Genomic DNA, 25,180 nt, shown 5'->3' with positions numbered 1-25,180 from the left:
GTCTCCATCAGGCTGTTTTTTATAAAGGATGATAAATATGAATAACGAAACAATGACAAATTTTTTGATGAAAAGAGCCTTTCTAACACCGGATCGGACTGCCGTTTATTTTCAGGATAAAGCTTTAACATTTAAAGAGCTTTATAATTATTCACTTAATGTAGCAGGGCAACTTCAAGGGCTTGGCGTTCGAAAGGATGATTTTGTAGGTGTTCTGTTGAAAAATCATCTAGATACTGTCATTATATTTTTTGCTCTTCAACTTTTGGGAGTCAGATCAGTCATTTTAAATAATCGCTTAACACCATCGGAGCTTGTTTGGCAACTAGAGGACTCAACATCCTCTTTATTGATACTAGAGGATTCATTTACTGATATTAAAATGGTCATTAATCAACAGCTTGCATCTCTTGCCACAATTACAAAGAGTGATTTGTTTGCAAAAAAAGAAAATGAATACGCTGATATTCAAGAAGAAATCAACCTATCAGATATCTGCACGATCATGTATACCTCAGGAACCACCGGTCATCCAAAGGGTGTCTTACAAACCTATGGCAACCACTGGTGGAGCGCAACTGGCTCGGCGTTAAATTTAGGCTTCGTAGAAAGTGACTGCTGGCTTTGTTCATTGCCGCTGTTCCATATCAGCGGATTCTCTATTTTAATGCGGAGCGTCATTTATGGAATGCCGATTGTCCTTCATGAAAAATTTGATGTGCAGAAGACGATTGAAGATATTAGTGATAAAAAGGTTACGATTATGTCAGTTGTGGGAACGATGCTTACAAGTATTGTTGATGCTTTGACAGTTAGCGGACTGCCGGAACATTTTCGCTGTTTTCTGTTAGGCGGCGGCCCAGCCCCGCTGCCATTGCTAGAGGCGTGTGTTAAAAAGAATTTGCCTGTGTTCCAAAGTTATGGAATGACGGAAACTTCATCGCAAATTGTTACCCTTTCTCCGGAATATAGCCTAAGCAAGCTTGGTTCGGCAGGAAAACCGTTATTTCCATCCCAGCTTAGAATTGAACTGGATGACCACACGGCGGCATCGCCCCAACATGCAGGAGAAATTGTAGTGAAGGGACCAAATGTAACCGCAGGATACTTGAACAGGCCGGACGCAACCAAAGAGAAGATCCGTGAAGGATGGCTCCATACAGGTGATATCGGGTACGTTGATGAAGAAGGTTTTTTATATGTATTGGACCGGCGCTCCGATTTAATTATTTCAGGCGGTGAGAATATTTATCCTGCAGAAATTGAATCCGTTTTGCTCTCACACCCGGATGTAGCAGATGTCGGGGTTATTGGAGTGGATGATGCTAAATGGGGACAAGTGCCGATTGCTTTTATAGTGAAAAGGGAAAGTGCGGCATTGCCACAGAAGGAACTCCAACAATTTTGCCAAACACGGCTTGCCAAATATAAAGTGCCGAAACAATTCTATTTCACAGAACAGCTGCCGAGAAATGCAGCAAAGAAACTTCTTAGAAGAAATCTACATGAAATGATAAACGAAAAATAAAAGAACCAGCCATCGACTGGTTCTTTATCTTTTATAGTTCGCTCGCTTCAAATGTTTGACAATCAGTTTCTTTGCTTGTATCAGCCTTTTTCCCAGTGTGGCTGACAACGTAAATTTGGTCTGCACTGCACTTGTTTCCCTTTGCCCAAAATGTACAGTTATTGACCTCGCATAAAACATCCTGTGCCATGTGTATCACTCCTTAACTAATTTGGTAATACAGGTATAGCATTTGATGATTGTGTGATATGCATGTCAGTAAGTAATTGGGTGAAAACGTAAATCATTGGCCGAAAATCCAAATTGTTTCAATTAATTATTTAATGCTGTTTCCAATGTTTTTAAGTTTTTATTCATTAATGAAAAATAGGTTTCCTTATTTTTGATGTCGTCCTTTGTCAAAATCGCCAAGTTATGAATTGGCAGCGCACGTGCGCCAATTTCTTTTTGAACGACCTTGCCAAGCTTAGATTTGACATTTTGTTCAAACAGCATATAGTGAAGGCCTTCATGGTCAGCCATGGAAATGATTTTCTCTAATTCTTTTTGGCTTGGTTCGTTGGTTGTGGATAGTCCAGAAATGCTGATCTGTTCTATTCCATAGCGAGTTTCCCAATAGCTGAAGGCCGCATGGGTGACAATGATTTTTTTATGCTTTGCCTGCGAAATCGTATTGGCGAAATTTGCGTCTAACTCGTCAAGCTCGTCAGCAAGCTTTTGGTAGTTTTCATCAAAGTAAGCCTTTCGCTGTGGGAGTTTTTTCGCCAATTGGTCGCGGATTACTGCTGCCATTTCCTTTGAATAAACAGGGTCAAGCCAAACATGAGGATTAACCCCGGCATGATCTTCATGATCTTCCTCTTCAGATGAATGGTGGTCTTTCGGCAGTTTCAGCCCTTCCGCAGCAGGTACCAAGGTAACATTTTCATCTTTTAAGGTACCTTTGGCTTTTTCCACAAATCCCTCAAGGCCAAGGCCGATATAGAAAAATAAGTCTGAATCAGCCAAATTCATCATATCCTTTTGCGAAGGCTCAAAGGTATGTTCATCAGCGCCTGGTGGGTAGATTGTAGCCACCTTTACATATTTTCCGCCAATCCGTTCCGTAAAATATTGCAGTGGAAAAACGGTCGTATATATCGTCAATAGATTTTTCTTTTTTGGAGTTTGTTCGGTATTATGTCCACATGCTGATAAAACCAAGCTTAACGGCAGTAGAAAAGAAAGAAAAAGAATTAGTTTTTTCATAAAAGCTCCTTTTTAAATCGTATTTATTCCGATTTAACAACTAAAAAATTTTAAATATTATGAATCTAATACGTAACAATTCCGATTTACTTATGTATCTTACAAAAAATTTGCCGTTTCTGCAAGTGAAAAAATTGTATATTCGAATGAATTTTATGTATCCTTAAAAAAGAGATACCTAAAGGGGAGTGAATAAATGGATAGTTCATCATTATTAAATGATATTCTTGACTTCAATAAAAAATTTGTGGAAGAGCGCGAGTATGAAAAGTATGAGACAACTAAATATCCGAATAAAAAAGCAGTAATCCTGACTTGTATGGACACAAGACTGCTGGAACTTTTGCCAAAGGCCTTGAATTTAGGGAATGGGGACGTAAAACTGATTAAAAATGCCGGGGGGATTGTGTCTCATCCGTTTGGAAGTATTATGCGTAGCATTTTAATTGCCCTTTATCAGCTTCAGGCAAAAGAGGTTTTTGTGATTGCACATCATGATTGCGGGATGAGTGGATTGAAAGCAGAACCAGTCGTGGCAGAGATGAAGGAACGGGGTGTCAGTCAGGAAACACTTGATACACTAGCCTATTCCGGAGTTGATTTTAATCAATGGCTGCATGGCTTTGATAGTGTAACTGACAGTGTAAAGCATAGTGTCGAGATGATTAAAAAGCATCCGCTTATGCCGGGGGGTGTGCCTGTTCACGGACTCGTTATTGATCCAAGGACAGGAAAGCTCGACTTAGTGGTCGACGGTAATCAGGATTAATGTTTTTTGTGGTCCTGCCATTTTTCAGGAACAGGATCGACTCCGCCTGGATGAAAGGGATGGCATTTCAAGATTCTTTTAATAGCCAAATATCCGCCTTTAATAGCCCCGAAACGCTGAACAGCCTCAAGACCATAATGAGAACAGGTTGGATAAAAGCGGCAGGAAGGCGGTTTTAAAGGCGAGATAGCTATTTGATAAAACCGGATAAGAGCGATGAATAATTTCTTTAGCATATAGAGCTGCTCCTTTAATATAATTTCCTTCAAGATATCACAAATCCAATAAAACGTCTAAATTGGTAATTAATACGTTGCAGAAAAAATACGGAATTTATAGTATGATAGAGAATAGATTTATAGAGGAGATGATTAGGATGCCTTCAGTAGAGAGCTTTGATTTAGATCATAATGCCGTGAAAGCTCCTTATGTCAGACACTGTGGTGTCCATAAGGTAGGTTCTGACGGTGTTGTTAATAAATATGATATCCGCTTCTGCCAGCCAAATAAACAGGCGATGAAGCCGGATGCTATTCATAGTCTTGAGCACATGCTTGCCTACACTATCCGCAAGCATGCAGAGAAGTATGACCACTTTGATATAATTGATATTTCTCCAATGGGCTGCCAAACGGGTTTTTATCTAGTCGTCAGCGGAGAGCCGACAGTGGAGGAAGTCATTGACCTTCTTGAGGATACCATGAAGGATGCTTTGGAACTTACCGAGGTTCCTGCGGGAAATGAAAGGCAGTGCGGTCAGGCAAAGCTGCATACTTTAGAAGGGGCAAAGCGCCTAATGCGCTATTGGCTTGAGCAGGACAAGGAAGAGCTAAAGCAGATATTTGCATAAAAGAAAAAATTCCTATTCAGCAAGAATAGGAATTTTTTTATGCGTTCTTTGGCTCATCATCTTTTTCATTTGCATCGTTTAAATGTTGATTGTTTTCCAACGGGTCAACCGTATGCTTGTAGGTGTATGCTTTTGATGTTGTAATGACTGCTAAGAAAAGAACGACAAAAACAATAATGATTGAAACGATCATCACAATAGACAAAGATTTCTCCCCCTTTTTCCCCTCTATTGTAACATGTTTTTTATTTTTTAGTTGTAAATAAAAAGGAAACTGATGAATTCAGCTTCCTTTTTGCCATTATGTAGAAATCAATGAATATTTCGAGGATAGTAAGTATGAGTCCGCTGTCTGCCGTATTGTTCCTGAGCAAACTTCCCCTTTAAGCTTTCAATGAGGTAAAGCCCCATCAAATCGTATAGTTCCTGCTTATCCATGTCATGAATTAAAGCAATCAAGTCCTCGTGAGACATTTCTTCTAAAAAAGCAAAGGCAAGCATATCAATGTCCTCTTCATCGCCGGTCAGTTTGTTCCGGTACATTTCATACAATTCATCGACAAGTTTCATTTCCAGCACCTCCTATGTGCATTCAAAAATTTTCTTCTTACTTAATCCATTCCCATTCAAAGCTAAAAAAATCCATATTTCCAATTGTTTAAATTAACAGAAAACTCTGTCATTTTTTATTAGGATTATTATAACGTATTCATTTATAAAAAATAAATCGAATTTTGTAATCGAATAAATTTTTTATTTTTGTGGATTACTAAAGATTAAAAGGGGATGAAATTATGAGTGAACAAAAGAAAACCTATTATATAGATATTGGAACAGGTGAGATTTCACAAAGTGCCACTTCGTCAACTTGGAGCTATCAAATTCAAGCTAATGATGAAGAAATTACTCAGCTGCGTGAGTTATTCGATCAAAATTATTCGACAGAGTGGAAAAACTTTTTTCGAGCACATACACCATATGTTCAGTATCATTATGACCGTGAGAATGATGATTATGACAACACCACGCAGCAAATTTACGGAATGATTCATAAGCTTGGTGACGAGGAAGCAAAAAAGCATATTGAAAGCATGAACATCTTACCCAACTCATAAACAATGAAAGGAAAATCCTAGCCTTTAGGATTTTCCTTTTTTCATTTATACTTAAATCAAAAAATAAAGCGGGGAAGAGGTATGATTCAGTTTCTGGATGATCATGGAAATACCGTGGAAATGGCCTTTAAGAAAGATGCCTTTCCAGATGAAGTAAAACATGTTCTTGTCATAAGTCAGTTTGGTGATGAGTGGATTTTAACGAACCATAAAAAAAGAGGACTCGAATTTCCAGGCGGCAAAAGGGAACCAGGCGAAACTTTGGAGGAAGCAGCTAAACGTGAAGCATATGAAGAAGCCGGAATATTTTTTTCAGATCTAATGTATCTGGCTGAGTATAAGGTGTATGAGGAAAATGGTTCATTTGTTAAAGCTGTTTTCTGGGGGAAAGTCAAAAGGATGGAGGAGACTGGCAGCTATCACGAGACATACGGACCTGTCAGGATCATAGGAGACCTCCTTAAGAAGCGGTATGGTAAGGAATACAGCTTTATCATGAAGGATCGAGTTGTAGAGGAATGCCTGAAATTCATTGAGGCATATAAAAACGAAAAAGAATAGAAGAATGCTCTGATGCAATCCCCTATTCTTTGATAAGTTTTTTTTCAAGAAAATCAACAAGCTGATACATAATCGTGGCGAACACGGCAATAACCAATAGCGATAAAAATACAAGGGTAAAATTAAAGACCTGGAAACCGTAAATAATCATATAGCCAAGCCCTTTAGAGGAAACGAGGAATTCCCCTACAATCACGCCAACCCATGAAAGTCCGACATTGACCTTTAAGGTAGAAATGATAGTTGGAAAGCAGGCGGGAATAATGGCCTCCTTAAAGCATTGAAATCTGGTCGCTCCAAAGGTTTGCAGCACCTTTAAATAATTGGGGTCTACTTCTTTAAAGGCTGTGTATACAACGATGGTTGTGATAATGACAGAAATAATTGCACCCATCGCGATGATGGACGGGTACCCCGGGCTCAAAGCAACAATCAGAACGGGCCCAAGCGCCACTTTTGGCATCGCATTTAGGATAACTAGATAGGGGTCAAGGATTTTGGAAACCATCGGTGACCACCACAGGATTGCGGCCAGCAGCACACCTAGAAAGGTTCCCAAGATAAAACCAAATACCGTTTCAGTTAAGGTCACACCCAAATTCGTTAACAGTGAACCATCCTGTAATTTATTCATAAACAGAATCCAAATTTTCGATGGAGAGCTGAAAATGAGCGGGTCAATCCACTGTTTTGCGCTAAAAAGCTCCCAGCTTGAGAAAAAGACCAGGAAAATGATGGCTTGGTAAAACCGTATCCACCTTTTCTCAACCTTTAATGAGCGAATATAATTTTTATGGAGGAGTTCCACCTTATCCGTTTCCTTGTTCAAGAGACTCCAACTCCTTCCATATCGTTTGAAATAAACTTGGATATGCTTCATGATTTCTGGAATTAAATGGGGATAATGTTTTCAGTTCCTCAGGCATTTCAAACGTTTTGTGAATTCTTCCGGGGCGAGATGACAGTAAGTAAACACGGTCACTCATGGCAATGGCTTCCCCGATATCATGTGTGACCAAAATAGCTGTCTTTCCAAACTCATCCAATGTTTGCGAAACAAGATCCTCAAGCTTAAGCTTCGTTTGATAATCGAGTGCGGAAAAAGGCTCATCAAGCATCAAAAGCTTTGGCTCAGTTGCCAGCGTCCTTACAAGGGCAACTCGCTGCCTCATGCCGCCGGACAGTTGTTTTGGCAGTTGCTTTTCAACATCGCCCAAGCCCATTTGCTGGAGCAGGCTTAAGGCAGCTGACTTGTTTTTTTCAGTCAGCTGTTTTGATAATTTAAGGCCTAAAAGGATATTTTCTTCGATTGTTTTCCAAGGAAATAGATAGTCCTGTTGAAGCATGTAGCCAATATCGTTATTTGCGGTGGATACCGGCTTATTTTCCAGCAAAACAGTCCCCTGAGTTGGTTTAATCAAGCTTGAAATAATGGAGAGCAAAGTCGTCTTTCCACAGCCGCTAGGGCCGAGGATGGAGACAAATTCTCCCTCCTCAACCGTAAGCGAAATATCGGAGAGGGCCGTGGTTCTAGAGTCTTTGGTAAAATACGTGTGTTGTATATTTTGAACCTTTAAGAAGCTCATGTGCCGGCCTCCCTTTCGGAGTTATTTTTTCATGACTTGTTCGGCAATCTCTGTATTGACGAGCGTGTCATGTTTTACTTCTTTTGGAAGCTCCCCGGCTTCCTTCATGATGTTTTGCAGATTATTCCATTCTTCTTCATCAAGAATTGGATTAGTGGCAAAGGATCCCTGGCTCTTATAACGATCGACAACAGTTTTCATAATTTCAGGGTTTGTATCAGGGAAGAATGGTTCTACGGCTTTAGCAATTTCCTCAGCACTGTGGGACTGGACCCATTGCTGAGCTTTATAGACTGCTCTTGTGAATTTTTCGATAACGTCCTTGTTATCTTTTATATAGCTCTGTTTAGCCATGAAGGTTGTATACGGAACATGCCCAGATTCCTTTCCAAAGGAGGCAACAATATAACCTTTACCCTCTTTTTCAAAAATGCTGGCAGTTGGTTCAAATAATTGAACAAATTCTCCACTTCCTGAGGCAAAAGCGTTGGCGATGTTTGCGAAGTCAATATTTTGGATTAGGTTTAAATCCTTATGCGGGTCAATTCCATGCTTCTTTAACACGAATTCACCAACCATTTGCGGCATGCCGCCTTTACGCTGGCCAAGGAAGGTCGTACCTTTTAATTGATCCCATGAGAAATTGTCAATTTTCTCTCTTGAAACAAGGAAGGTGCCGTCAGTTTGGGTGAGCTGGGCAAAATTGATGACCGGATCGTTTGCCCCTTGAGCATATACGTAAATGGAAGTTTCCGAGCCGACCAGAGCCACATCGGCGCCGCCCGAGATGAGGGCAGTCATTGTCTTATCACCGCCTGGTGTTGTCGTTAATGTGACATCAAGACCTTCATCCTTAAAGAATCCCTTTGATAAAGCAACATATTGAGGGGCATAGAAGATTGACCTGGTTACTTCAGCAATACGGACCTTTTCCAGTTTCTTCGGTTCTTTCGCGGTATCTTTATTACAAGCAATTAGGGAAAACATAAGTATACTGATGAGGAGAAAGGAGAAACTGATTTTTGACCATTTTTTCATAAAATTAACCTCCTTATCTGGGCTGATTGCCTAGAATATCGTATGAAAAAGAAAAAAATGTGTGAATGCCCAGTTCGGGAATTTTTTTAAAAAGGATTAGATACAAATGATTGAATTTAACGGAAAAATTATTGAGATGAAGCGGTTTCCATCCCCAAATCCAAACGTTGATTTGAAGGAGATTACATACCTTTCCAATGGATTAAGCGTGAAGGGGTTGCTGGCAGAACCCATAAATGAACAAGTACATGACGGATTTCTTTATTTGCGGGGAGGAATCAAAAGCGTCGGCAAAGTTCGGCCGGCACGGATTGCCCAGTTTGCTCAGGAGGGTTTTATTGTTTTTGCCCCCTATTATCGCGGCAATCAGGGCGGTGAAGGGAATGAGGATTTTGCAGGAGAGGACCGTGCGGACGCCTATGCGGCCTACGACCTGCTAAAATCACTTCCTAATGTAAAAAGGATACATATCTTTGGTTTTTCCCGCGGCGGAGTAATGGCGCTTTTGACGGGAATTGAATTCCCAGATGCATCTTCCTTAGTCACCTGGGGCGGTGTTAGTGACATGAGCTTGACCTACTATGAGCGGAAGGATTTACGAAGGATGATGAAACGGGTCATCGGCGGGACACCGGAGAAATTCCCGGACCGATATCAAGAAAGAACACCTTTATTCGAGCTTGAAAGGCTGGCTGCCCCCGTCCTGATTATTCACGGAGTAAACGACCAAAATGTATCTGTCGAACACGCCTATCGTCTTGAAAGAAGGCTGCGAAGTCTGGACAAGCCAGTCGAACGCTGGTATTTTGATCATTTCACACATTATTTTCCGCCGGCAATTAACCGAAAAGTAGTGGAAGATTTGACGAAGTGGATGAAAATGCAAAACAAATAATGGTAATATAAAGATATAAATAGCAGAGGAGCGGATATGTTATGGGTATGCCTCTTGAATTAAATACATTAATCGTCACAAAAGGGAATGAAAAAAGGATTGGAGAAAATCTGTTTGTACTTGTGAAAGAAGGATACAGATTATACCCGATTGAAATCCCTGTGGATGTCAGAAAAACACTGGACACAAACTCAAATGGTACAGCTTTAATAAAAAAAGTTGAATGGGAAAACAGCCGCACAACACTAACATATCAACTAATATCCTTAAACTCAACGAACTAGCAGGTGTTATCACCTGCTTTTTTTCTTTTGGAAAAGTGTAAGATTTGCCAAACAATAGCGTCTTATATAGAGAATAACAAATAGAGAGGGGGGGTAAGGTTGGAAGGGATTCAGCAAATAGAGAAATGGTTTATTCATTATGAGAAGGACGTTACCAATTTTCTTGTTTACTATACCGGAACGACAGATGTTGAGGATTTGGTACAGGAAACTTTTCTCCGTGCACTTCAAGCCTTTTCCCGGTTTAAAAATGAAGCAAGTCCCAAAACCTGGCTTATTTCCATTGCAAGAAATACAGCCATTGATTTATATCGAAAAAAATCAGTATGGCAAAAGCTGAAGGAACGATTAAATCGAGAATCACCTGATCAAAAAGAACTTCAAACAGAAGAGAAAATCTTAAAAAAGCAGGAGTATGCCCGCTTATATGAAGCGATTAACGAATTAAAGCCAAATTATCGGGATGTAATTTTGCTTAAGGGCATTGCCGAGCTTTCTTCACAGGAAACTGGACACATTCTTGGCTGGTCGGAAAATAAAGTGAATGTTACCTTTTTTCGGGCCATGAAAAAACTAAATGAGCAATTAAAGGAGGGTGAATATTTTGAGCAATTTATCGGATAAAGAGCTGCTGGAAATGATGGCGGATTTTCCGAAACATGAGCTTTCTACAAAACAGAGAACGGACATGTTAAAAAGGATTAGTGAAGCAGGCACAATCAAGCCAAGAAAGCCGTTTAACATCCAAAGACTGGGGGCTATGGCAGCATTGTTCATACTTGCTCTTATTGCCCCGATTTTCTATTTTACGAATACAGCCGAGGAAAAGAATCCCGGCAGCGGCAGTTCCGTTATAACCAAAGCCCAAGAGGGTGATTATTTTGCATTAAAGAATGAAGAGGGGAAACCTATTTATGCAGGTAGTAATTTTGGTATCACAAACAAGGTGAGCCTGCTTGCACCTCAGGACTGGATTGCAAAAGATAAAGGCACCGTTGCTAAGATGATGATTTTTTTATGGGGAAACTATGATTATTCGAAATCTCTCAAGGTCGATGCGGTCCACGTTAAAACAGGAGTCAAAGAGCACCTTGCTGAAACTCCTTTATCTGGAGGAATCTACGGTACGGATGCTCACACTGTAACAACCTTCAAACCATTGCCTTTTTCAGGAGTTTGGAATCTTCAATTCACAGTTGGTGATAAGAAGGTTGGTGCATTTTCCATTTATGTAAAGGAGCCGTATATCACAATTGGCAAATCAACATTAATGATTTCTGCGGAGGATCTTTATGCCGGCTTTTATGAACACGAGTTTATTGAAGTCGAGGGAAGCAATCTTCCCGATGAAATAGAATTGGAGATATTTCAATTAGAAACCGCTGAGGAATCGAAATTTACTTTTAAGAAGGTTGCAGACTATACGACAACGGATGGAAAGCATATTACGGAGTATGGCGGCGGGTTTACCATCAAAAAAAGCGGTAAATATCGTTTTACTGTTCTCCAGCAATCGGAGGCAGTCGAAGTAAGGAAACCAGTTGACGGGAAATAGAAAAAAGAGGCTGATTTTGGAGATCAGCCTCTTTTTTCTACTGTTTAAACGATTGGTCCGCCTTTTTCTTCAATCTCGACGGCAACGTTAGCGAATTTCTTAAAGTTCTCACGGAATTGCTCTGCCAATTCTTTTGCCTTTTTTTCATAAGCATTAGGATCTGCCCATGTTTTCATTGGCTGAAGCACTTCATCAGGGACCCCAGCAATATGGAGCGGGATATTTAGGCCAAAGAATGTATCCTCAACGGTTTCTACGTGATTTAGTTCTCCTTCAAGAGCTGCCTGCACCATTGCTCTTGTATATGAGAGTTTCATACGATTGCCGACGCCGTATTCTCCGCCAGTCCAGCCTGTATTAACCAAAAACACATTAACGTTATGCTCAAGTATTTTTTCTCCTAGCATTTCGGCATAGCGTGTAGCCGGCAGCGGCAGGAATGGTGCACCAAAACAGGTTGAGAAGGTTGCCTGCGGTGAAGTAATGCCACGCTCTGTTCCAGCAAGCTTTGATGTAAATCCGCTTAAGAAATGGTACATTGCTTGTTCCCTTGTTAATTTAGCGATTGGCGGAAGAACACCAAATGCATCTGCAGTTAAAAACACAATGGTATTCGGGTGCCCGGCAATGCTAGGCTGGACAATATTATCAATGGCCTCCATTGGATATGCGGCCCGAGTGTTTTCTGTTAATGTTTCATCATCATAATCCGGAATTCTCGATTCCTGGTTAATCACAACATTTTCAAGAACGGTCCCGAAACGGATGGCATCAAAGATTTGCGGTTCTTTTTCACGAGATAGATTAATACATTTTGCATAGCAGCCGCCTTCAATATTAAAGACGCCATTTGATGACCAGCCGTGCTCATCATCGCCGATTAGACGGCGATTAGGGTCAGCGGAAAGAGTTGTTTTTCCAGTTCCGGATAAACCGAAGAATAATGCTACATCCCCTTCAATGCCGACATTCGCTGAACAGTGCATAGAGAAAATATTGTTTTCAGGCAGTAAATAGTTCATGACAGAGAAAATTGATTTTTTCATTTCTCCCGCATATTCAGTTCCTCCAATTAGAACTACGCGGCGTTCAAATGATATAATAATGAAGGTTTCAGAATTCGTACCGTCGACTGCCGGGTCTGCTTTGAAATTAGGGGCAGAAATTACTGTAAATTCAGCTTCATGAGTCAGAAGTTCATCTTCCGAAGGCCGAATGAACAACTGGTGGGCAAAAAGATTATGCCAAGCAAATTCATTTATGACTTGAATCGGCAGTTGTGATTTCTTATCAGCACCAGCAAAGCCTTTAAATACATAAACTTCTTCTTGCTGTTTTAAGTATTCTAATACCTTATTATAAAGATGATCAAAAGTTTCTTGTGAGATTGGCTGATTTAAAGAACCCCAGGCAATTTTATCTTTGGTTGACTCCTCCAAAACAGTGAATTTGTCTTCGGGAGACCGCCCAGTATATTTTCCTGTTGAAACACGAACCGCTCCGGTGGAAGTGAGTGTCCCTTCTTTTCTGCTGAGGATTTTTTCAACTAGCTGCGGTACAGATAATTGGACTTGGACATTACTTTCATTAAGTAATTCCTTTAATTCATTTGGGATATGAACAGAATTCATTTAATGAACCTTCCTTTTTATGGTTTTTTTAATTTGATATATTAATATTGAATAGTATAACACAATTAAAATAATAGTCTATACTAATTGACGAAATTATGCTGTATTTTATACATTATTCTAAAGGTGATTAAAAAGTCATGAAAAAAACAGTTTAAGCATATTTTGTATCATACTCCATTGTATATTTTGGTTAATGTTGCTAAAAAATACATTGACATACTTTAAGAATCTGGGGTATGATTTAATCTTGAACGGATACTCTCTTATCCCGAGCTGGTGGAGGGACAGGCCCTATGAAACCCAGCAACCTGCAACTAGGAAAATGTCTATTTTTAGTCGTTTTTCGGGCAAAGGTGCTCAACCTGATGCAAGGCTTGTCCTTGAACGATAAGAGTGAAAGGCACGCAAAATGTTTGCATTCAACCTTTCCTCATGGAAAGGTTTTTTTGTCTATTTGGCAAACACACGTGCTGTTTGAATCGCTTTACTAATCTTCTAAAGAATTTCGGTTGGGTTTTTTCGGTAGTATTTCATAAAAACCTGATGTTTATTTCATACTATTAGGGATGAGTTCCGTATCAAAATGGAGGTTATTTGGAAAGGGTGTTAACCTTTGAAAAAAGCAGCCTCATTATTTCATTATTATAGGAGGAATTCAGATGTCACTAAAACGCCATTTGTTCACTTCTGAATCAGTAACTGAAGGTCATCCTGATAAGATTTGCGACCAGATTTCTGATTCTATTTTAGACGCTATTCTAGCAAAGGATGCAAATGCCCGCGTAGCTGCTGAAACATCAGTAACGACCGGCTTAGTTCTAGTTGCCGGCGAAATCACTACCTCTACATATGTAGATATCCCAAAAATTGTTCGTGAGACGATCAAAGAAATTGGCTACGTTCGTGCGAAATATGGCTTTGATTCGGAAACATGTGCGGTGTTAACCTCTATTGATGAACAGTCTCCTGACATTGCCATGGGTGTCAATCAAGCACTTGAAGCTCGTGAAGGTCAAATGTCAGATAAAGAAATTGAAGCAATTGGTGCAGGTGACCAAGGCTTAATGTTCGGCTTCGCCTGTAACGAAACGAAAGAGCTGATGCCTCTTCCAATATCTTTAGCCCATAAGCTTGCCCGCAGGTTAACGGAGGTTCGTAAAGAGGATATCCTTCCATACCTTCGTCCGGACGGAAAAACACAAGTAACGGTCGAATACGATGAGAACAACAAACCGGTTCGGATTGATACAATTGTTATTTCCACCCAGCACCATCCGGAAATTGGACTAGAGCAAATCCAGCGCAATGTTAAGGAACATGTCATTAATCCGGTTGTACCAAAAGAATTAATCGATGAAAATACAAAATATTTTATAAACCCAACCGGCCGCTTTGTAATCGGCGGACCGCAGGGGGATGCAGGACTGACTGGCCGCAAAATTATCGTGGATACTTACGGAGGCTATGCCCGTCACGGCGGCGGCGCTTTTTCCGGTAAGGACCCGACAAAGGTTGACCGTTCTGCCGCTTATGCTGCACGTTATGTTGCAAAAAATATTGTCGCAGCAGGTTTAGCTGAAAAATGTGAAGTCCAGCTTGCCTATGCGATTGGTGTAGCAAGACCGGTATCGATTTCTATCGATACTTTTGGCACAGGCAAAGTCAGCGAAGAGGTATTGGTTGACTTAGTAAGTAAAAACTTCGACCTGCGCCCTGCAGGAATCATTAAAATGCTGGATTTACGCCGCCCCATCTATAAGCAAACAGCAGCTTACGGACATTTTGGCCGTACGGATGTTGATCTTCCTTGGGAACGCACTGATAAGGCAGATGCATTACGTGAGCAGGCGGAAGGAAAATAATATGGAGAGGGAGTTGCATTAAGGTGTAACTCCCATTTTTCATTAAACGTCTATTTTCTTGTTCAGTGTTTTAAAAATTGGAATAAAATGTTTAAGTAGGACTATTGAAGTAAAAAATGAGGATACATGATTTTCCTTTTGTTCACAGTGCCATTTTTGAAAAAAAAGTGGTAGTATTAGAGAGTATGTTTTTACAAAAGGATATTTTGAAATAGAGTAGGTGAGGTACATAATGTGCGGTTTTATCGGTTGTGTACATGACAAAACGCAAAATTATCGTGACGAAGAAAAGCAGCTTTTTAAAAATATGAACGATATTATAACCCATCGTGGACCAGATGATGATGGTTATTATTATGATGATCATATTCAATTTGGTTTCCGCCGGTTAAGTATCATTGATATTGAATCCGGGCACCAGCCGCTAACGTATGAAAACGAAAGATACTGGATTATTTTTAACGGTGAAATTTATAACTATGTCGAGCTTCGTGAAGAGTTGCTCAAAGAAGGACTAACTTTTTCCACAAGCTCTGATACAGAGGTTATCATTGCCCTCTACAGCCATCTAAAAGAAAAAGCAGTTGAACGCTTGCGCGGGATGTTTGCTTTTGTTATCTGGGATAAGCAGGAACAAACACTTTATGGGGCACGAGATCCGTTTGGAATTAAACCATTCTTTTATATGGAGGATGGTGACAGAACCTTCTTTGCTTCTGAGAAAAAGAGCATTTTGCTGGCTCTTAAAAATGATGTGCTGGATTATGATTCCTTGCAGCATTATTTAACCTATCAGTTTGTTCCAGAACCTGATACCCTATCTGAAGGAATTAAAAAGCTTGAACCAGGCCATTATTTCACAAAAAAAATCGGCTCGAAGATGGAAATGAACCGCTACTGGAAGGCACATTTTCACCCAGTACTAAAATCGGAAGATGATTTCGTAAAGGAAATCCGTGATATTCTGTTTGATTCGGTTGAAAAGCATATGCGCAGTGATGTTCCGGTTGGTTCCTTCTTATCAGGTGGGATTGACTCTTCCATCATTGCCTCGATTGCAAAGCAATTCCATCCGGCTATTAAAACGTTTTCCGTCGGATTTGAGCACAATGGCTTCAGTGAAATTGATGTCGCCAAGGAAACAGCTGAAAAGCTTGGCGTAGAAAACATCAGTTATATCATTACGCCTGAGGAATATATGAAAGAAGTTCCGAAAATTATTTGGCATATGGATGACCCGCTTGCCGACCCAGCCTGTGTTCCATTATATTTTGTCGCCCGTGAAGCGAGAAAGCATGTTACGGTTGTTCTTTCAGGCGAAGGCGCTGATGAATTGTTTGGCGGCTATAATATTTACCGCGAGCCTGGCGATTTGAAGATTTTTAATAAAATTCCTAGAGTCGGAAAGGTCCTTCTAAAAGGAATTGCCGATATGCTTCCGGAAGGGATGAAAGGAAAGAGCTTTATTGAACGCGGGGTGACACCGATGGAGCAGCGCTACATTGGTAATGCCAAGATGTTCGACGAAGCGGAAAAACGTGAGCTTTTGAGTGTCTATCGTGAAGGCTTGAACTATACCGATATCACCAAGCCTCTTTATGAGGAATCAAGAGGTTATGATCCGGTTGACAGGATGCAATATATCGATATCCATACTTGGATGCGCGGCGATATTTTACTAAAGGCTGATAAAATGACGATGGCTCATTCATTGGAACTGCGCGTGCCGTTCTTAGATAAGGCAGTATTTGAAGTGGCCTCGAAAATCCCAACTAGCTTGAAAACAGCTAACGGCACTACTAAGTACGTTTTGCGGAAGGCCGCCGAAGGGGTCGTTCCTGATCATGTTCTAAACCGGAAGAAGCTTGGCTTCCCTGTTCCTATCCGCCACTGGCTAAAGGCTGAGATGAATGATTGGGCAAAAAATATCATTCGTGAAAGCCAGACAGACCATTTAATCAATAAGACGTACCTGTTAAAGCTTCTTGATGACCATTGTCAGGATAAAGCTGACAACAGCCGAAAGATTTGGACTGTTCTTATGTTTATGGTTTGGCATCAGGTGTATGTTGAAGGAGTATACTCCTTTCAAAGCGAGTATAAAAAAGATATAGTATTAGCGAGCAGATAAATGGAAAAGTAAAGGCACCCATCGTTAAGATTGGGTGCCTTTTTGGCTAATAGGAAAGTATAAATTTTTTCAAATTTATACTTTCCTAACGCATAAATTCAACTACGCCTCTGTCTTCGTCCTATCGGACTTGCCAATCGGCGAGTTATCATTTACAGGGATTTATAAAATTGCCCTTTTTCTGCATATTCTCTTGTGATTCTTTCCATTTCCTTAATATCTTCAGGAGTGATTTCTCTAATAACTTTAGCTGGTCTTCCAAATGCTAATGTATTAGGAGGGATTTTTTTGCCTTGCGGAACAAGACTGCCAGCACCAATAAAGGCACCTTCGCCAATTTCCGCCTGGTCCAAAATAATCGATCCCATTCCAATAAGTGCTCCTTTTCGGATGATGCAGCTATGTAATATGACCTGATGGCCAACGGTCACTTCATCCTCTAAAATAAGTGGGTTATTTGGGCTTTGATGCAGGACGGAATTGTCCTGGATGTTTACTTTGTTACCGATTCTTGTCGGCGCTACATCGCCTCTAATAACGGAATTAAACCAGACGCTGGATTCATCGCCGATTTCAACATCTCCTGTAATGGTTACATAATCTGCAATATAGGCAGTGTCGGAAATAACAGGGTATTTATCTTTAAAAGGGTAAATCATCATGCTCGCTCCTTTTTGAATGATAATTCTATTTTAACGAATCAAGCCAAGGAATGACAAAAAATATCGCAATTAAAAAATTCATTTAGATTCTTATTAGTCTTTCCTATATGGTAAAATACAAAAAATGATAACGTTTTAGGGGGATCAGTTATGTGGAAGTGGGAAGCAGAAGGGGAAGCGAAGGCTGTTATTGTCATGGTTCACGGCGCCATGGAGCACCATCGCCGATACGGATGGCTGATTGAGATGTGGCGCACGTCCGGCTTTCATGTCATTATGGCCGACCTTCCCGGGCAGGGAATGACAACGCGATCGCGCCGCGGACATATCGATTCCTTTGATGAATACATATTTGAAGTAAAAGATTGGGTTCAAGCAGCCTATCGATATGAATTGCCTGTTTTTTTGCTGGGCCATAGTATGGGCGGGTTGATTACTATTCGACTCCTTCAAGAAGAAAGAGTAAACATTGCTGGCGTGATTTTGTCCTCTCCATGTTTAGGCTTAATCAAGCCGCCATCCAAATTGTTAAACTTTCTTTCCTATGCCTTAAATGTGGTTTTTCCGTCCTTTAGAATGAATTCAGGGCTGACAGTACAAATGGCAACGAGGAATGAGGATGTCAGGGAAGCTGATTCGAATGATACTCTTTACGTGACAAAGGTTTCGGTAAGATGGTATCGTGAACTTGCGGATGCCATCAAACAAGCTTTCCTTAACCTTGGAAAAACACGTGATGTCCCTATGCTGGTAATGCAGGGCGGGGATGACAAAATCGTAAACAAGGCTCATGTTAAGGATTGGTTTAATCGTGTTCCACTGTCTGAAAAGAGATTTAAGGAATGGCCAAAATGCTACCACGAAATTTTTAATGAACCCGAACGGGAAGAAGTATTTGAATATGCTAAGGATTTTGTTTACAGCCAGTTAAAAGCCATCGGTTATATCGTTTAGAATGGGGGGACTTTTTCCATGAAGCCAATCACCCTTATGTCGAGGGTTTATCGCAAAATCATTCCGACTGTCCATCAAGAATTGGCGTATTGGAAAAATCGCGCCGAAAAAATTCCTAATCCGGAACTCAGGAAGCAGGCACTTGCCAGCATCGAGCATAAGACATTTCATTGTGAAGGCGGTGCCATAATGGCTTTGACCGCAAATGAGCACTATAAAAAAGCGGTCAAGTTTATCGTCGCCTACCAAACAATTAGCGATTACTTGGACAATCTTTGTGACCGGAGCACATCACTTGATCCAAATGATTTTGCGGCTCTTCATGAATCGATGTCGGATGCCCTTGTATTACATGCGGATCGGAAAAACTATTACCGTCTTCGCGAGGACCAGGATGACGGCGGTTATTTAAATGATTTGTCAGAGACATGCCGCAGTGTTTTAAGGGAATTGAAACATTATGAATTTATAAAAGAATATCTGCTTGAACTTTGCGAATACTATTGTGATTTGCAAATTCACAAGCATGTAAAAAAGGAAGAACGGGTGCCCAGGCTTGAAAATTGGTTTCAACGCCATCAAAACCACTTGCCGAAAATGGAATGGTACGAGTTCTCAGCCTGCTCGGGTTCGACATTAGGAATATTTTGTCTAGTGTCTTACGCGATGCGGGATGATTTTACAGCCAGCGATGCTGAAAATATCCGTAATGGCTATTTCCCTTACATACAAGGCCTGCATATTCTTTTGGATTATTTTATTGACCAAGAGGAGGATATGGCAGGAGGCGACCTAAATTTCTGCTTTTATTACGAAAACCAGGAAACCCTGTTTAATCGCTTAAAGCATTTTGTCGTGGAAGCGGACAGGCATACCGAGTTTCTTCCTCACAAAGGATTTCATCAGCTTATTAATCGCGGCTTGCTTGGCATCTATTTATCCGATTCCAAGGTCCGTAAGCAGAGGGATGTCAGGAAGCTTGCCAAAAAAGTCATCAAAGCAGGCGGCTGGATCAGCTATTTCTTTTATTTTAATGGACTAATGTACCGTTCTTTGCAAAAAGCGATGCCATCATTTGTGACTCGGCTGCTTTTGAAAATGTAATAACAAAAAACCAGGCCCCCGCCTGGTTTTTCCTATTTTTTTTCAATCGCCACAATAAATGGCGGATTGTTTTTTTGATTGATGAATTGATATTGCAGGACATGTGCTAAATTTTGGTCCAGGCTGTGGCAGTATTCCAAAAGGGCATCGCGCTCAATCGCGCCTCCTTCATGACCATGGTATATAACAAGAACGATAATTCCTTCAGGAGCCATCAGTTCAAGCAATTGTTCAATCGCGGTGACTGTTGTCTCAGGCCGAGTGACAATCGTTTTGTCGCTGCCTGGCAAGTAGCCGAGGTTAAAAATAGCACCAGTAATCTTACTGTGATACGCTGCTGGTATAAGCTCGGCAGATTTTTCATGACCGGCGTGAAAAAGAGTGGCCCGTTCTAACAGCCCTTGCTGTTTTAATCGTTGTTGAGCAGCCTGCACTGCTTGTACCTGAACATCAAAACCAAAAACATGGCCGCTTTCTCCAACCAGGTCAGCGAGAAATACAGTATCATGCCCATTCCCTAATGTGGCATCCACCACTATATCACCTTGGCTAACTGCTTTTTGAAGTAGTTTTCTGGCATACGGAAGAATTCTTTCCATTTTCATCGGTCAACAAACTCCTCTTGAAAAAACTTACCTTGCCAGCTTTCCCTTCTTTTTAATTCTGCATCAATACTGTTTAAGACTTCCCACTTATTAACGCTCCACATCGGTCCAACCATTAAATCAATCGGTCCGTCACCGGTAATTCGGTGAACAATCATTTCCGGCGGTAAAATTTCCAATTGGTCGCATACTAAGTTTACATAGTCTTCCTTTGATAAAAACTCAAGCATTCCTTTTTCGTATTGCTTTACCATTGGCGTTCCTTTTAACAGATGCAGAAGGTGGATTTTAATGCCCTGCACATCCAACTTTGCGACCTCTCGCGCAGTTTCCATCATCATGTCATAGGTTTCAAGCGGGAGTCCGTTAATAATATGGGTGCAAATTCTAATACCATGCTTTCTTAATTTGGCCACACCATTGACATAACACTGAAAATCATGGGCCCGATTGATGAGCTCACCGGTTCGTTCATGAACAGTCTGCAAGCCAAGCTCAACCCACAAATAAGTTCTTTCATTTAGTTCGGCCAAGTATTCCACAACATCATCTGGAAGACAGTCAGGCCGTGTTGCAATTGACAAACCTACTACTCCTTCCTGCTTAAGAACCGTTTCGTATTTTTCACGAAGAACCTCGACAGGAGCATGGGTGTTGGTGAATGCTTGGAAGTAGGCCATATATTTGCCGTCCTTCCATTTCGTGTGCATTTTTGTCTTTATATCGTTGAATTGTTTCTCCAAGCTTTCGATCCGGTTTCCGGCAAAATCGCCTGATCCTGCGGCGCTGCAAAACGTACAGCCGCCGTGAGCAACAGTACCGTCACGATTTGGGCAGTCAAAGCCACCGTCTAAGGCTACTTTAAACACCTTGTGACCAAATTGCTGGCGCAGGTGGTAATTCCATGTATGGTAACGCTTATCATCAGTTGCATATGGAAAAGGTTTTGTCTGAAACATTCAGGAAAAACTCCTTTTTAATTAATTGCATAAATTCAATTTTATCATGAAGGAATTCCTTATCCAACAGTATTTATCACTGCCAGGATTTATCAATTCAATCGTGTAATAGGAAAAAGAATGAGGAACAAAATAAGAAATGAAGCTGTGCGCTTCAATTGAATGATTTTAGGTCGGGCCATATCAAGAAGGGGGTTCTTACATGGCTACTCGCGAATCAATGGAAAACTTAACGCAGCAGGTGGAGGATTGTCTTCGCTGCGCCGAGGAGCAGTATAAGCAAAGCAGTCTTCAGGAGCATTACAATGATAATGATTATACGACGGCGCTGCAAAATCTTGAGCAGACGTATCAGGATATCTGTACGATGGCTCATAGCGCTAATGGGCAACAGCGGGAACAGCTGCACAGAATGAGACTGCAGGTTCAGCAGCTGCAAAATAGTTTGATTTTACAAGGGACCCGAGGAGGAGAACAGTTTTGAAAAAACGTTCAAAACAGCAAAACCCTGAACAAAAAACGCGAAACGGAATTAACAATCAGGACATTGAGTTTGGACAAGATGCAGACATCATTAAACAAGCTAAAAAGAAGTATGAACAAACTGGCGGTCAGCCTGTAAAATCGAAATTCCACCAGGAAAATAATTAATCTTCATAAATTTGTCAAAATCTCTCAACGTATTGTTGAGAGGTTTTTTTTCTGGAAAAATAAAAAAACATTATTGTAAAATCAATTTTACCCTAGAAACATCATGAGAATAGAGAGAATTTATGTTCACATTTTAGAAATAACTCTATATTTCAGTGTGATTTCCGTCACGGATGAAGCCAGCTCACAAATGGTTTAAATAGGGTAGGAAAACAATCTTCCATGTAATACCTCTCATTCCCAGTTAGGCAAATCTTTTAGTCTAGCCTCTTATTTCAGTTGTTTTGTGAATCAATTCACATTTTATCCATTATTAAGGAGTTCAAGTTAATGAAAAAAATTATGCTAATCATTGGGATACTTTTCATTATTGTAAGCCCCTCCACTTGCTATGCCGAAGAGGAGCAAAATATTTTTAGTTTAGAGGAATTAACCATTCAGGTCATGCCGGAGTTTGCGTTCCATCCAAATGACAAGGAGAAAGACCATCCACCGTTGTTAATTGGCTATCATGGAACAATAGTTAACGATTCTGACCAGGCTCAAATTGGACAAATTGAAATTCCTCTTCCTATGAATGAAAAAGGCTTCCGAATCGGATATGTTGCAGATTACTCAGCAGATTTAAAGCAGGTGTATGAAATGGAATACAGGATTAACCGTGAAAGAGGAACCATTTCCTGGACCACAAGCCAGGAAATTGGTCCGCATGAACGCTATAAGTTTGTGATTGAATTTTATACCAATAGTTTAAATGTAAATAATGATAAGAAATTTTTATCCTATCGCTTTAAAAGCTTTGTTGATATTGGGCTGGTGAATGTGAATTTTACAAAACCATCTAAAGCAAAAAAGATGAAACTGACCCCAGCGCCAAAGGAACAGAGTCATGCTGATGGAGAAGAAAAATTTGCTTATCACTTTCAGGATGTGAAGGCTGGAGATGAAAAAAGCTTTAACCTACAATATGAACGCAGCGAAACGAAATCGGTCATGGAATTATCGAAAACCGACGGAAGGATGGAAGAAAAGACTTCTAATAATCTTGCGCTAGGGGCATTCGGCGGTATCAGCCTGTTGTCGGCAGCAGCATTGACCGTTCTCATTCGAAAAAGAAATAAGGTTTCCTAATTAAGTGATTAAGGTACTACGTACTTTAATTTATAAAAAAAGAGAGAAAAAAGGGAGTATGGGAGGTGAATAAAATGTTTAAAAAGCTTTTAAAAATCGACAAACGGTTTTTAATCGTATTGGCTCTCCTTGTGGGTGTTTTCTTGTCCTTTTCTACGGTGAAAACAATGGCGTACTTGGATTCCCCGGGTTTTTGCCAAAACTGTCATACCATGAAATCGCAGTATGCCTCATTCATGGACTCTACGCACGCTGAATTACAGTGTAACGATTGTCATTTGCCTCATGAAAGTGAAACTGGAAAGTTATTTTTTAAAGCGCGCGCGGGGATGACGCATATTTACTTCAACACGCTGGGAACAGAGGATATTCCGGATGTCATTCATGCGACAGATCGTACAAAAAATATCATGAATGAAAACTGCATTTCCTGCCATCAGAGTACACTGACCAATGTCTCGCATGATGCGAAAGACAGCTGTATTTCATGCCACAAAACCGTACCGCATGGCAAAGGCTTTAAAGATGACCATTTTAATAAGCCGCCAAAATCAGGAGAGCTATTAGAAAATAAGGGAGGATTTTAAGAAATGAACAGGTTGAGATATGGGGCATATCTTCTCGTCCTGGCGTTTGTACTGATTGTCACCGGATGCAGCAAAGATTCCGGCGAAAAAACGGCAAATGCCGCTGGACAGAAAACAACAGGCCTTTCAGAAAATGAAATAAGTAATGAAGCGTTCAAGGACTTATTTCCGCTACAATACAACAGTTATATGAAAAATAAGAAAATGGAAGATACCAAATACAATGGCTCTGTCAAACGGAGCAAATATGATCCGGATAAAGAACCATTACTTCCAATCCTTTTCAACGGTTACGGATTCGCGACCGAATACAATGAAGACAGAGGCCACGTCTATGCGTTAGAGGATATTCGCAATGTTAAACGTATTACCGATAAATCAGTAGGTTCTTGTTATACCTGTAAATCAACCGCTGTGCCGGGGATGATTAAAGAAATGGGCGACAGCTACTGGGGCGCTAATTTTAACCAGGTTATCTGGCCTAAAGGGGAAGCGATGGGGCACTCGCCAATCGGCTGCTCCGACTGTCATGACCCAAAAACGATGGATTTACGCGTCACCCGTCCGAGCTTCTATAAAGCTTTAAATGCACAAGGAATTGATACGTCGAAGCCAACGAAAAATGAAATGCGCAGCTATGTGTGCGGCCAGTGTCACGTAGAGTACCATTTTGCAGCCAGCAACAGTGAAGTTATTTTCCCTTGGAACAACGGCTTTAAGCCGGAAGATATGTATGAATACTATAACACGATTGCTAAACAAAATGGCTTTGAAAAAGACTGGGTTAGCAGCATTTCCGGTACGCCGATGCTAAAAGCCCAGCACCCTGAATTTGAAACTAATGCATCGGGTCCACATGGCAAAGCCAGTGTATCCTGTGCCGACTGCCATATGCCATATGAACGTGTCGATGGAAAAAGAAAGATTTCGTCCCACTGGTGGACATCACCGCTTAAAACCATGCAGACTTCCTGCGGCCAATGCCATGGTGACCGTGATCTGGATAAGCTAAAAGACCGCGTCTATGAAATTCAGGAAGCTAACGTTAGTGCTCTACACGAAGCACAGGATATTTCTACAACTGCCCATTATTATATAAATAAGATGATTACATCAGGTGTGGGCCAAGAAAAAATTAAGGAAGCGCAAGAATATGTTCGTAAAGGTCAATGGTACTGGGATATCATCGCCGCAGAAAACTCGTCAGGCTTCCACAATCCGCAAGGCTCAATGGATTCATTGCGCATTTCTGTTGAAGCGTCCAATAAAGCGATTCGCGTTGCCACCGAAGAGCTTATCAAAAAGGGTGTCAATTTGGATGAGGTAAATGCAGAAATTGAAAAAGTGAAAAAGGCTGTCGCTGATGAGAAGGTAAATGAGAAGAAGAAGGATCAAGCTGTAAACAGCTACTTCCCGGCGCAGGCACCTGTAGTACCGGCAACGCCAAAAAAATAGACCCTTTCCGTTATCA

General features: G+C 40.8%; 30 protein-coding genes and 1 riboswitch. Of the genes, 18 read left to right on the top strand and 12 right to left on the bottom strand.

What is annotated here, in order from left to right; translation table 11 throughout:
- The first annotated feature begins 37 nt into the window (after positions 1-37).
- The gene (locus KHB02_RS09980; RefSeq protein WP_213144524.1) at positions 38-1,528 is read left to right on the top strand and encodes an o-succinylbenzoate--CoA ligase; all 1,491 of its coding nucleotides are present in this window, start codon (positions 38-40) and stop codon (positions 1,526-1,528) included.
- 31 nt (positions 1,529-1,559) lie between these two features.
- On the opposite strand, the gene KHB02_RS09975 is transcribed toward KHB02_RS09980, so the two are convergent.
- Both KHB02_RS09975 and KHB02_RS09970 read right to left on the bottom strand, forming a co-directional pair.
- Positions 1,560-1,718, bottom strand: coding sequence for a DUF1540 domain-containing protein (locus KHB02_RS09975; protein WP_213144525.1), 159 nt, complete (start codon positions 1,716-1,718; stop codon positions 1,560-1,562).
- A 122-nt stretch (positions 1,719-1,840) separates the two neighbouring features.
- Positions 1,841-2,776, bottom strand: a complete 936-nt coding sequence (locus tag KHB02_RS09970) for a metal ABC transporter solute-binding protein, Zn/Mn family (protein WP_213144526.1) — start codon at positions 2,774-2,776, stop codon at positions 1,841-1,843.
- A gap of 196 nt (positions 2,777-2,972) precedes the next feature.
- On the opposite strand from KHB02_RS09970, the gene KHB02_RS09965 reads away from it, so the two are divergent.
- Positions 2,973-3,545 (top strand): beta-class carbonic anhydrase, encoded by a 573-nt coding sequence (locus tag KHB02_RS09965; RefSeq protein ID WP_213144527.1) that lies wholly within the window; start codon positions 2,973-2,975, stop codon positions 3,543-3,545.
- Here the strand turns inward: KHB02_RS09965 and yidD are convergent.
- On the bottom strand, positions 3,542-3,781 hold the full coding sequence (gene yidD, locus KHB02_RS09960; RefSeq protein ID WP_213119822.1) for a membrane protein insertion efficiency factor YidD: 240 nt from the start codon (positions 3,779-3,781) through the stop codon (positions 3,542-3,544). The genes KHB02_RS09965 and yidD overlap by 4 nt on opposite strands.
- Before the next feature lie 140 nt (positions 3,782-3,921).
- Between yidD and KHB02_RS09955 the strand changes: the two genes are divergently transcribed.
- Complete coding sequence (locus tag KHB02_RS09955; protein WP_213144528.1) at positions 3,922-4,395, top strand: S-ribosylhomocysteine lyase; 474 nt, start codon at positions 3,922-3,924, stop codon at positions 4,393-4,395.
- 37 nt (positions 4,396-4,432) lie between these two features.
- On the opposite strand, the gene ytzI is transcribed toward KHB02_RS09955, so the two are convergent.
- Positions 4,433-4,591 (bottom strand): YtzI protein, encoded by a 159-nt coding sequence (gene ytzI, locus KHB02_RS09950; protein WP_338088277.1) that lies wholly within the window; start codon positions 4,589-4,591, stop codon positions 4,433-4,435.
- Positions 4,592-4,707: 116 nt separating this feature from the next.
- Positions 4,708-4,965, bottom strand: a complete 258-nt coding sequence (locus tag KHB02_RS09945) for a DUF6154 family protein (protein ID WP_213144530.1) — start codon at positions 4,963-4,965, stop codon at positions 4,708-4,710.
- A 224-nt stretch (positions 4,966-5,189) separates the two neighbouring features.
- Here KHB02_RS09945 and KHB02_RS09940 point away from each other — a divergent pair, with 224 nt between their 5' ends.
- Together KHB02_RS09940 and ytkD are read left to right on the top strand one after the other, a co-directional pair.
- Entirely contained in the window at positions 5,190-5,510 is a 321-nt protein-coding gene (locus tag KHB02_RS09940) for a hydrolase (RefSeq protein ID WP_213144531.1), read from the top strand.
- An 81-nt stretch (positions 5,511-5,591) separates the two neighbouring features.
- Positions 5,592-6,071, top strand: a complete 480-nt coding sequence (gene ytkD / locus KHB02_RS09935) for an RNA deprotection pyrophosphohydrolase (protein WP_213144532.1) — start codon at positions 5,592-5,594, stop codon at positions 6,069-6,071.
- Positions 6,072-6,093: 22 nt separating this feature from the next.
- On the opposite strand, the gene KHB02_RS09930 is transcribed toward ytkD, so the two are convergent.
- The 3 genes from KHB02_RS09930 to KHB02_RS09920 are packed head-to-tail and all read right to left on the bottom strand — an operon-like array spanning position 6,094 to position 8,695.
- A complete protein-coding gene (locus KHB02_RS09930) occupies positions 6,094-6,900 on the bottom strand; it encodes an ABC transporter permease (protein WP_241113796.1) in 807 nt (268 codons plus the stop codon).
- Positions 6,881-7,657, bottom strand: a complete 777-nt coding sequence (locus KHB02_RS09925) for an ABC transporter ATP-binding protein (protein WP_213144534.1) — start codon at positions 7,655-7,657, stop codon at positions 6,881-6,883. The genes KHB02_RS09930 and KHB02_RS09925 overlap by 20 nt, the downstream gene beginning before the upstream one ends.
- A 21-nt stretch (positions 7,658-7,678) precedes the next feature.
- Positions 7,679-8,695: an ABC transporter substrate-binding protein gene (locus tag KHB02_RS09920; protein ID WP_213144535.1), complete on the bottom strand. Its 1,017-nt coding sequence runs from the start codon at positions 8,693-8,695 to the stop codon at positions 7,679-7,681.
- A 106-nt stretch (positions 8,696-8,801) separates the two neighbouring features.
- On the opposite strand from KHB02_RS09920, the gene KHB02_RS09915 reads away from it, so the two are divergent.
- The 4 genes from KHB02_RS09915 to KHB02_RS09900 all read left to right on the top strand — a co-directional run bounded on the left by KHB02_RS09915 (position 8,802) and on the right by KHB02_RS09900 (position 11,429).
- Positions 8,802-9,590, top strand: a complete 789-nt coding sequence (locus KHB02_RS09915) for an alpha/beta hydrolase family protein (RefSeq protein ID WP_213144536.1) — start codon at positions 8,802-8,804, stop codon at positions 9,588-9,590.
- Between the two features lie 41 nt (positions 9,591-9,631).
- Entirely contained in the window at positions 9,632-9,874 is a 243-nt protein-coding gene (locus KHB02_RS09910) for a DUF2584 domain-containing protein (RefSeq protein ID WP_213144537.1), read from the top strand.
- Positions 9,875-9,973: 99 nt separating this feature from the next.
- On the top strand, positions 9,974-10,498 hold the full coding sequence (locus tag KHB02_RS09905; protein WP_213144538.1) for an RNA polymerase sigma factor: 525 nt from the start codon (positions 9,974-9,976) through the stop codon (positions 10,496-10,498).
- Positions 10,479-11,429 (top strand): hypothetical protein, encoded by a 951-nt coding sequence (locus KHB02_RS09900; protein ID WP_213144539.1) that lies wholly within the window; start codon positions 10,479-10,481, stop codon positions 11,427-11,429. The genes KHB02_RS09905 and KHB02_RS09900 overlap by 20 nt, the downstream gene beginning before the upstream one ends.
- 44 nt (positions 11,430-11,473) lie before the next feature.
- Here the strand turns inward: KHB02_RS09900 and pckA are convergent, their stop codons facing one another.
- Positions 11,474-13,060 carry a phosphoenolpyruvate carboxykinase (ATP) gene (pckA, locus tag KHB02_RS09895; RefSeq protein ID WP_213144540.1) on the bottom strand — a complete coding sequence of 529 codons (1,587 nt, stop codon included), beginning with the start codon at positions 13,058-13,060 and terminating at the stop codon, positions 11,474-11,476.
- Positions 13,061-13,323: 263 nt separating this feature from the next.
- Positions 13,324-13,457: riboswitch (SAM riboswitch) on the top strand.
- A gap of 265 nt (positions 13,458-13,722) precedes the next feature.
- Between pckA and metK the strand changes: the two genes are divergently transcribed.
- Positions 13,723-14,925, top strand: a complete 1,203-nt coding sequence (metK, locus tag KHB02_RS09890) for a methionine adenosyltransferase (protein WP_213144541.1) — start codon at positions 13,723-13,725, stop codon at positions 14,923-14,925.
- Between the two features lie 232 nt (positions 14,926-15,157).
- Positions 15,158-17,056, top strand: coding sequence for an asparagine synthase (glutamine-hydrolyzing) (gene asnB / locus KHB02_RS09885; RefSeq protein ID WP_213144542.1), 1,899 nt, complete (start codon positions 15,158-15,160; stop codon positions 17,054-17,056).
- 152 nt (positions 17,057-17,208) lie between these two features.
- Here asnB and KHB02_RS09880 read toward each other — a convergent pair whose 3' ends face one another.
- Positions 17,209-17,715 carry a gamma carbonic anhydrase gene (locus KHB02_RS09880; RefSeq protein ID WP_213145268.1) on the bottom strand — a complete coding sequence of 169 codons (507 nt, stop codon included), beginning with the start codon at positions 17,713-17,715 and terminating at the stop codon, positions 17,209-17,211.
- 153 nt (positions 17,716-17,868) lie between these two features.
- Here KHB02_RS09880 and KHB02_RS09875 point away from each other — a divergent pair, with 153 nt between their 5' ends.
- Together KHB02_RS09875 and KHB02_RS09870 are read left to right on the top strand one after the other, a co-directional pair.
- The gene (locus KHB02_RS09875) at positions 17,869-18,672 is read left to right on the top strand and encodes an alpha/beta hydrolase (protein WP_213144543.1); all 804 of its coding nucleotides are present in this window, start codon (positions 17,869-17,871) and stop codon (positions 18,670-18,672) included.
- An 18-nt stretch (positions 18,673-18,690) separates the two neighbouring features.
- The gene (locus KHB02_RS09870) at positions 18,691-19,776 is read left to right on the top strand and encodes a tetraprenyl-beta-curcumene synthase family protein (protein ID WP_213144544.1); all 1,086 of its coding nucleotides are present in this window, start codon (positions 18,691-18,693) and stop codon (positions 19,774-19,776) included.
- A 32-nt stretch (positions 19,777-19,808) separates the two neighbouring features.
- On the opposite strand, the gene mnmM is transcribed toward KHB02_RS09870, so the two are convergent.
- Both mnmM and mnmL read right to left on the bottom strand, forming a co-directional pair.
- A complete protein-coding gene (gene mnmM, locus KHB02_RS09865) occupies positions 19,809-20,381 on the bottom strand; it encodes a tRNA 5-(aminomethyl)-2-thiouridylate-methyltransferase MnmM (protein ID WP_213144545.1) in 573 nt (190 codons plus the stop codon).
- Positions 20,378-21,340 (bottom strand): tRNA modification radical SAM protein MnmL/YtqA, encoded by a 963-nt coding sequence (gene mnmL / locus KHB02_RS09860; protein WP_213144546.1) that lies wholly within the window; start codon positions 21,338-21,340, stop codon positions 20,378-20,380. The genes mnmM and mnmL overlap by 4 nt, the downstream gene beginning before the upstream one ends.
- A 202-nt stretch (positions 21,341-21,542) precedes the next feature.
- Here mnmL and KHB02_RS09855 point away from each other — a divergent pair, with 202 nt between their 5' ends.
- The 5 genes from KHB02_RS09855 to KHB02_RS09835 all read left to right on the top strand — a co-directional run bounded on the left by KHB02_RS09855 (position 21,543) and on the right by KHB02_RS09835 (position 25,164).
- Positions 21,543-21,824: a YtzC family protein gene (locus KHB02_RS09855; protein ID WP_213144547.1), complete on the top strand. Its 282-nt coding sequence runs from the start codon at positions 21,543-21,545 to the stop codon at positions 21,822-21,824.
- Positions 21,821-21,991, top strand: coding sequence for a glycogen biosynthesis protein GlgD (locus tag KHB02_RS09850; protein ID WP_213144548.1), 171 nt, complete (start codon positions 21,821-21,823; stop codon positions 21,989-21,991). Before KHB02_RS09855 ends, KHB02_RS09850 begins: the two co-directional genes overlap by 4 nt.
- Positions 21,992-22,321: 330 nt before the next feature.
- Positions 22,322-23,122, top strand: a complete 801-nt coding sequence (locus KHB02_RS09845) for a hypothetical protein (protein WP_213144549.1) — start codon at positions 22,322-22,324, stop codon at positions 23,120-23,122.
- A gap of 74 nt (positions 23,123-23,196) precedes the next feature.
- Positions 23,197-23,709: a cytochrome c3 family protein gene (locus KHB02_RS09840; RefSeq protein ID WP_213144550.1), complete on the top strand. Its 513-nt coding sequence runs from the start codon at positions 23,197-23,199 to the stop codon at positions 23,707-23,709.
- 3 nt (positions 23,710-23,712) lie between these two features.
- A complete protein-coding gene (locus tag KHB02_RS09835) occupies positions 23,713-25,164 on the top strand; it encodes an ammonia-forming cytochrome c nitrite reductase subunit c552 (protein ID WP_213144551.1) in 1,452 nt (483 codons plus the stop codon).
- The last annotated feature ends 16 nt before the right edge of the window (positions 25,165-25,180 follow it).

Source organism: Neobacillus citreus (assembly GCF_018343545.2).
In the GTDB taxonomy this organism is placed as follows: Bacteria; Bacillota; Bacilli; order Bacillales; family Cytobacillaceae; genus Neobacillus; species Neobacillus citreus.
The sequence above is the reverse complement of the archived record's forward strand: the minus strand, read 5'-3'. Positions and strand labels throughout refer to the sequence as shown.

Excerpts from the sequence above, each read along its gene's own strand:
- KHB02_RS09980 (WP_213144524.1), top strand. The coding sequence starts at position 38 with ATGAATAACGAAACAATGACAAATTTTTTGATGAAAAGAGCCTTTCTA.
- KHB02_RS09975 (WP_213144525.1), bottom strand. The coding sequence starts at position 1,718 with ATGGCACAGGATGTTTTATGCGAGGTCAATAACTGTACATTTTGGGCA.
- KHB02_RS09970 (WP_213144526.1), bottom strand. The coding sequence starts at position 2,776 with ATGAAAAAACTAATTCTTTTTCTTTCTTTTCTACTGCCGTTAAGCTTG.
- KHB02_RS09965 (WP_213144527.1), top strand. The coding sequence starts at position 2,973 with ATGGATAGTTCATCATTATTAAATGATATTCTTGACTTCAATAAAAAA.
- yidD (WP_213119822.1), bottom strand. The coding sequence starts at position 3,781 with ATGCTAAAGAAATTATTCATCGCTCTTATCCGGTTTTATCAAATAGCT.
- KHB02_RS09955 (WP_213144528.1), top strand. The coding sequence starts at position 3,922 with ATGCCTTCAGTAGAGAGCTTTGATTTAGATCATAATGCCGTGAAAGCT.
- KHB02_RS09945 (WP_213144530.1), bottom strand. The coding sequence starts at position 4,965 with ATGAAACTTGTCGATGAATTGTATGAAATGTACCGGAACAAACTGACC.
- KHB02_RS09940 (WP_213144531.1), top strand. The coding sequence starts at position 5,190 with ATGAGTGAACAAAAGAAAACCTATTATATAGATATTGGAACAGGTGAG.
- ytkD (WP_213144532.1), top strand. The coding sequence starts at position 5,592 with ATGATTCAGTTTCTGGATGATCATGGAAATACCGTGGAAATGGCCTTT.
- KHB02_RS09925 (WP_213144534.1), bottom strand. The coding sequence starts at position 7,657 with ATGAGCTTCTTAAAGGTTCAAAATATACAACACACGTATTTTACCAAA.
- KHB02_RS09920 (WP_213144535.1), bottom strand. The coding sequence starts at position 8,695 with ATGAAAAAATGGTCAAAAATCAGTTTCTCCTTTCTCCTCATCAGTATA.
- KHB02_RS09915 (WP_213144536.1), top strand. The coding sequence starts at position 8,802 with ATGATTGAATTTAACGGAAAAATTATTGAGATGAAGCGGTTTCCATCC.
- KHB02_RS09910 (WP_213144537.1), top strand. The coding sequence starts at position 9,632 with ATGGGTATGCCTCTTGAATTAAATACATTAATCGTCACAAAAGGGAAT.
- pckA (WP_213144540.1), bottom strand. The coding sequence starts at position 13,060 with ATGAATTCTGTTCATATCCCAAATGAATTAAAGGAATTACTTAATGAA.
- metK (WP_213144541.1), top strand. The coding sequence starts at position 13,723 with ATGTCACTAAAACGCCATTTGTTCACTTCTGAATCAGTAACTGAAGGT.
- asnB (WP_213144542.1), top strand. The coding sequence starts at position 15,158 with ATGTGCGGTTTTATCGGTTGTGTACATGACAAAACGCAAAATTATCGT.
- KHB02_RS09880 (WP_213145268.1), bottom strand. The coding sequence starts at position 17,715 with ATGATTTACCCTTTTAAAGATAAATACCCTGTTATTTCCGACACTGCC.
- KHB02_RS09875 (WP_213144543.1), top strand. The coding sequence starts at position 17,869 with ATGTGGAAGTGGGAAGCAGAAGGGGAAGCGAAGGCTGTTATTGTCATG.
- KHB02_RS09870 (WP_213144544.1), top strand. The coding sequence starts at position 18,691 with ATGAAGCCAATCACCCTTATGTCGAGGGTTTATCGCAAAATCATTCCG.
- mnmM (WP_213144545.1), bottom strand. The coding sequence starts at position 20,381 with ATGAAAATGGAAAGAATTCTTCCGTATGCCAGAAAACTACTTCAAAAA.
- mnmL (WP_213144546.1), bottom strand. The coding sequence starts at position 21,340 with ATGTTTCAGACAAAACCTTTTCCATATGCAACTGATGATAAGCGTTAC.
- KHB02_RS09855 (WP_213144547.1), top strand. The coding sequence starts at position 21,543 with ATGGCTACTCGCGAATCAATGGAAAACTTAACGCAGCAGGTGGAGGAT.
- KHB02_RS09845 (WP_213144549.1), top strand. The coding sequence starts at position 22,322 with ATGAAAAAAATTATGCTAATCATTGGGATACTTTTCATTATTGTAAGC.
- KHB02_RS09840 (WP_213144550.1), top strand. The coding sequence starts at position 23,197 with ATGTTTAAAAAGCTTTTAAAAATCGACAAACGGTTTTTAATCGTATTG.
- KHB02_RS09835 (WP_213144551.1), top strand. The coding sequence starts at position 23,713 with ATGAACAGGTTGAGATATGGGGCATATCTTCTCGTCCTGGCGTTTGTA.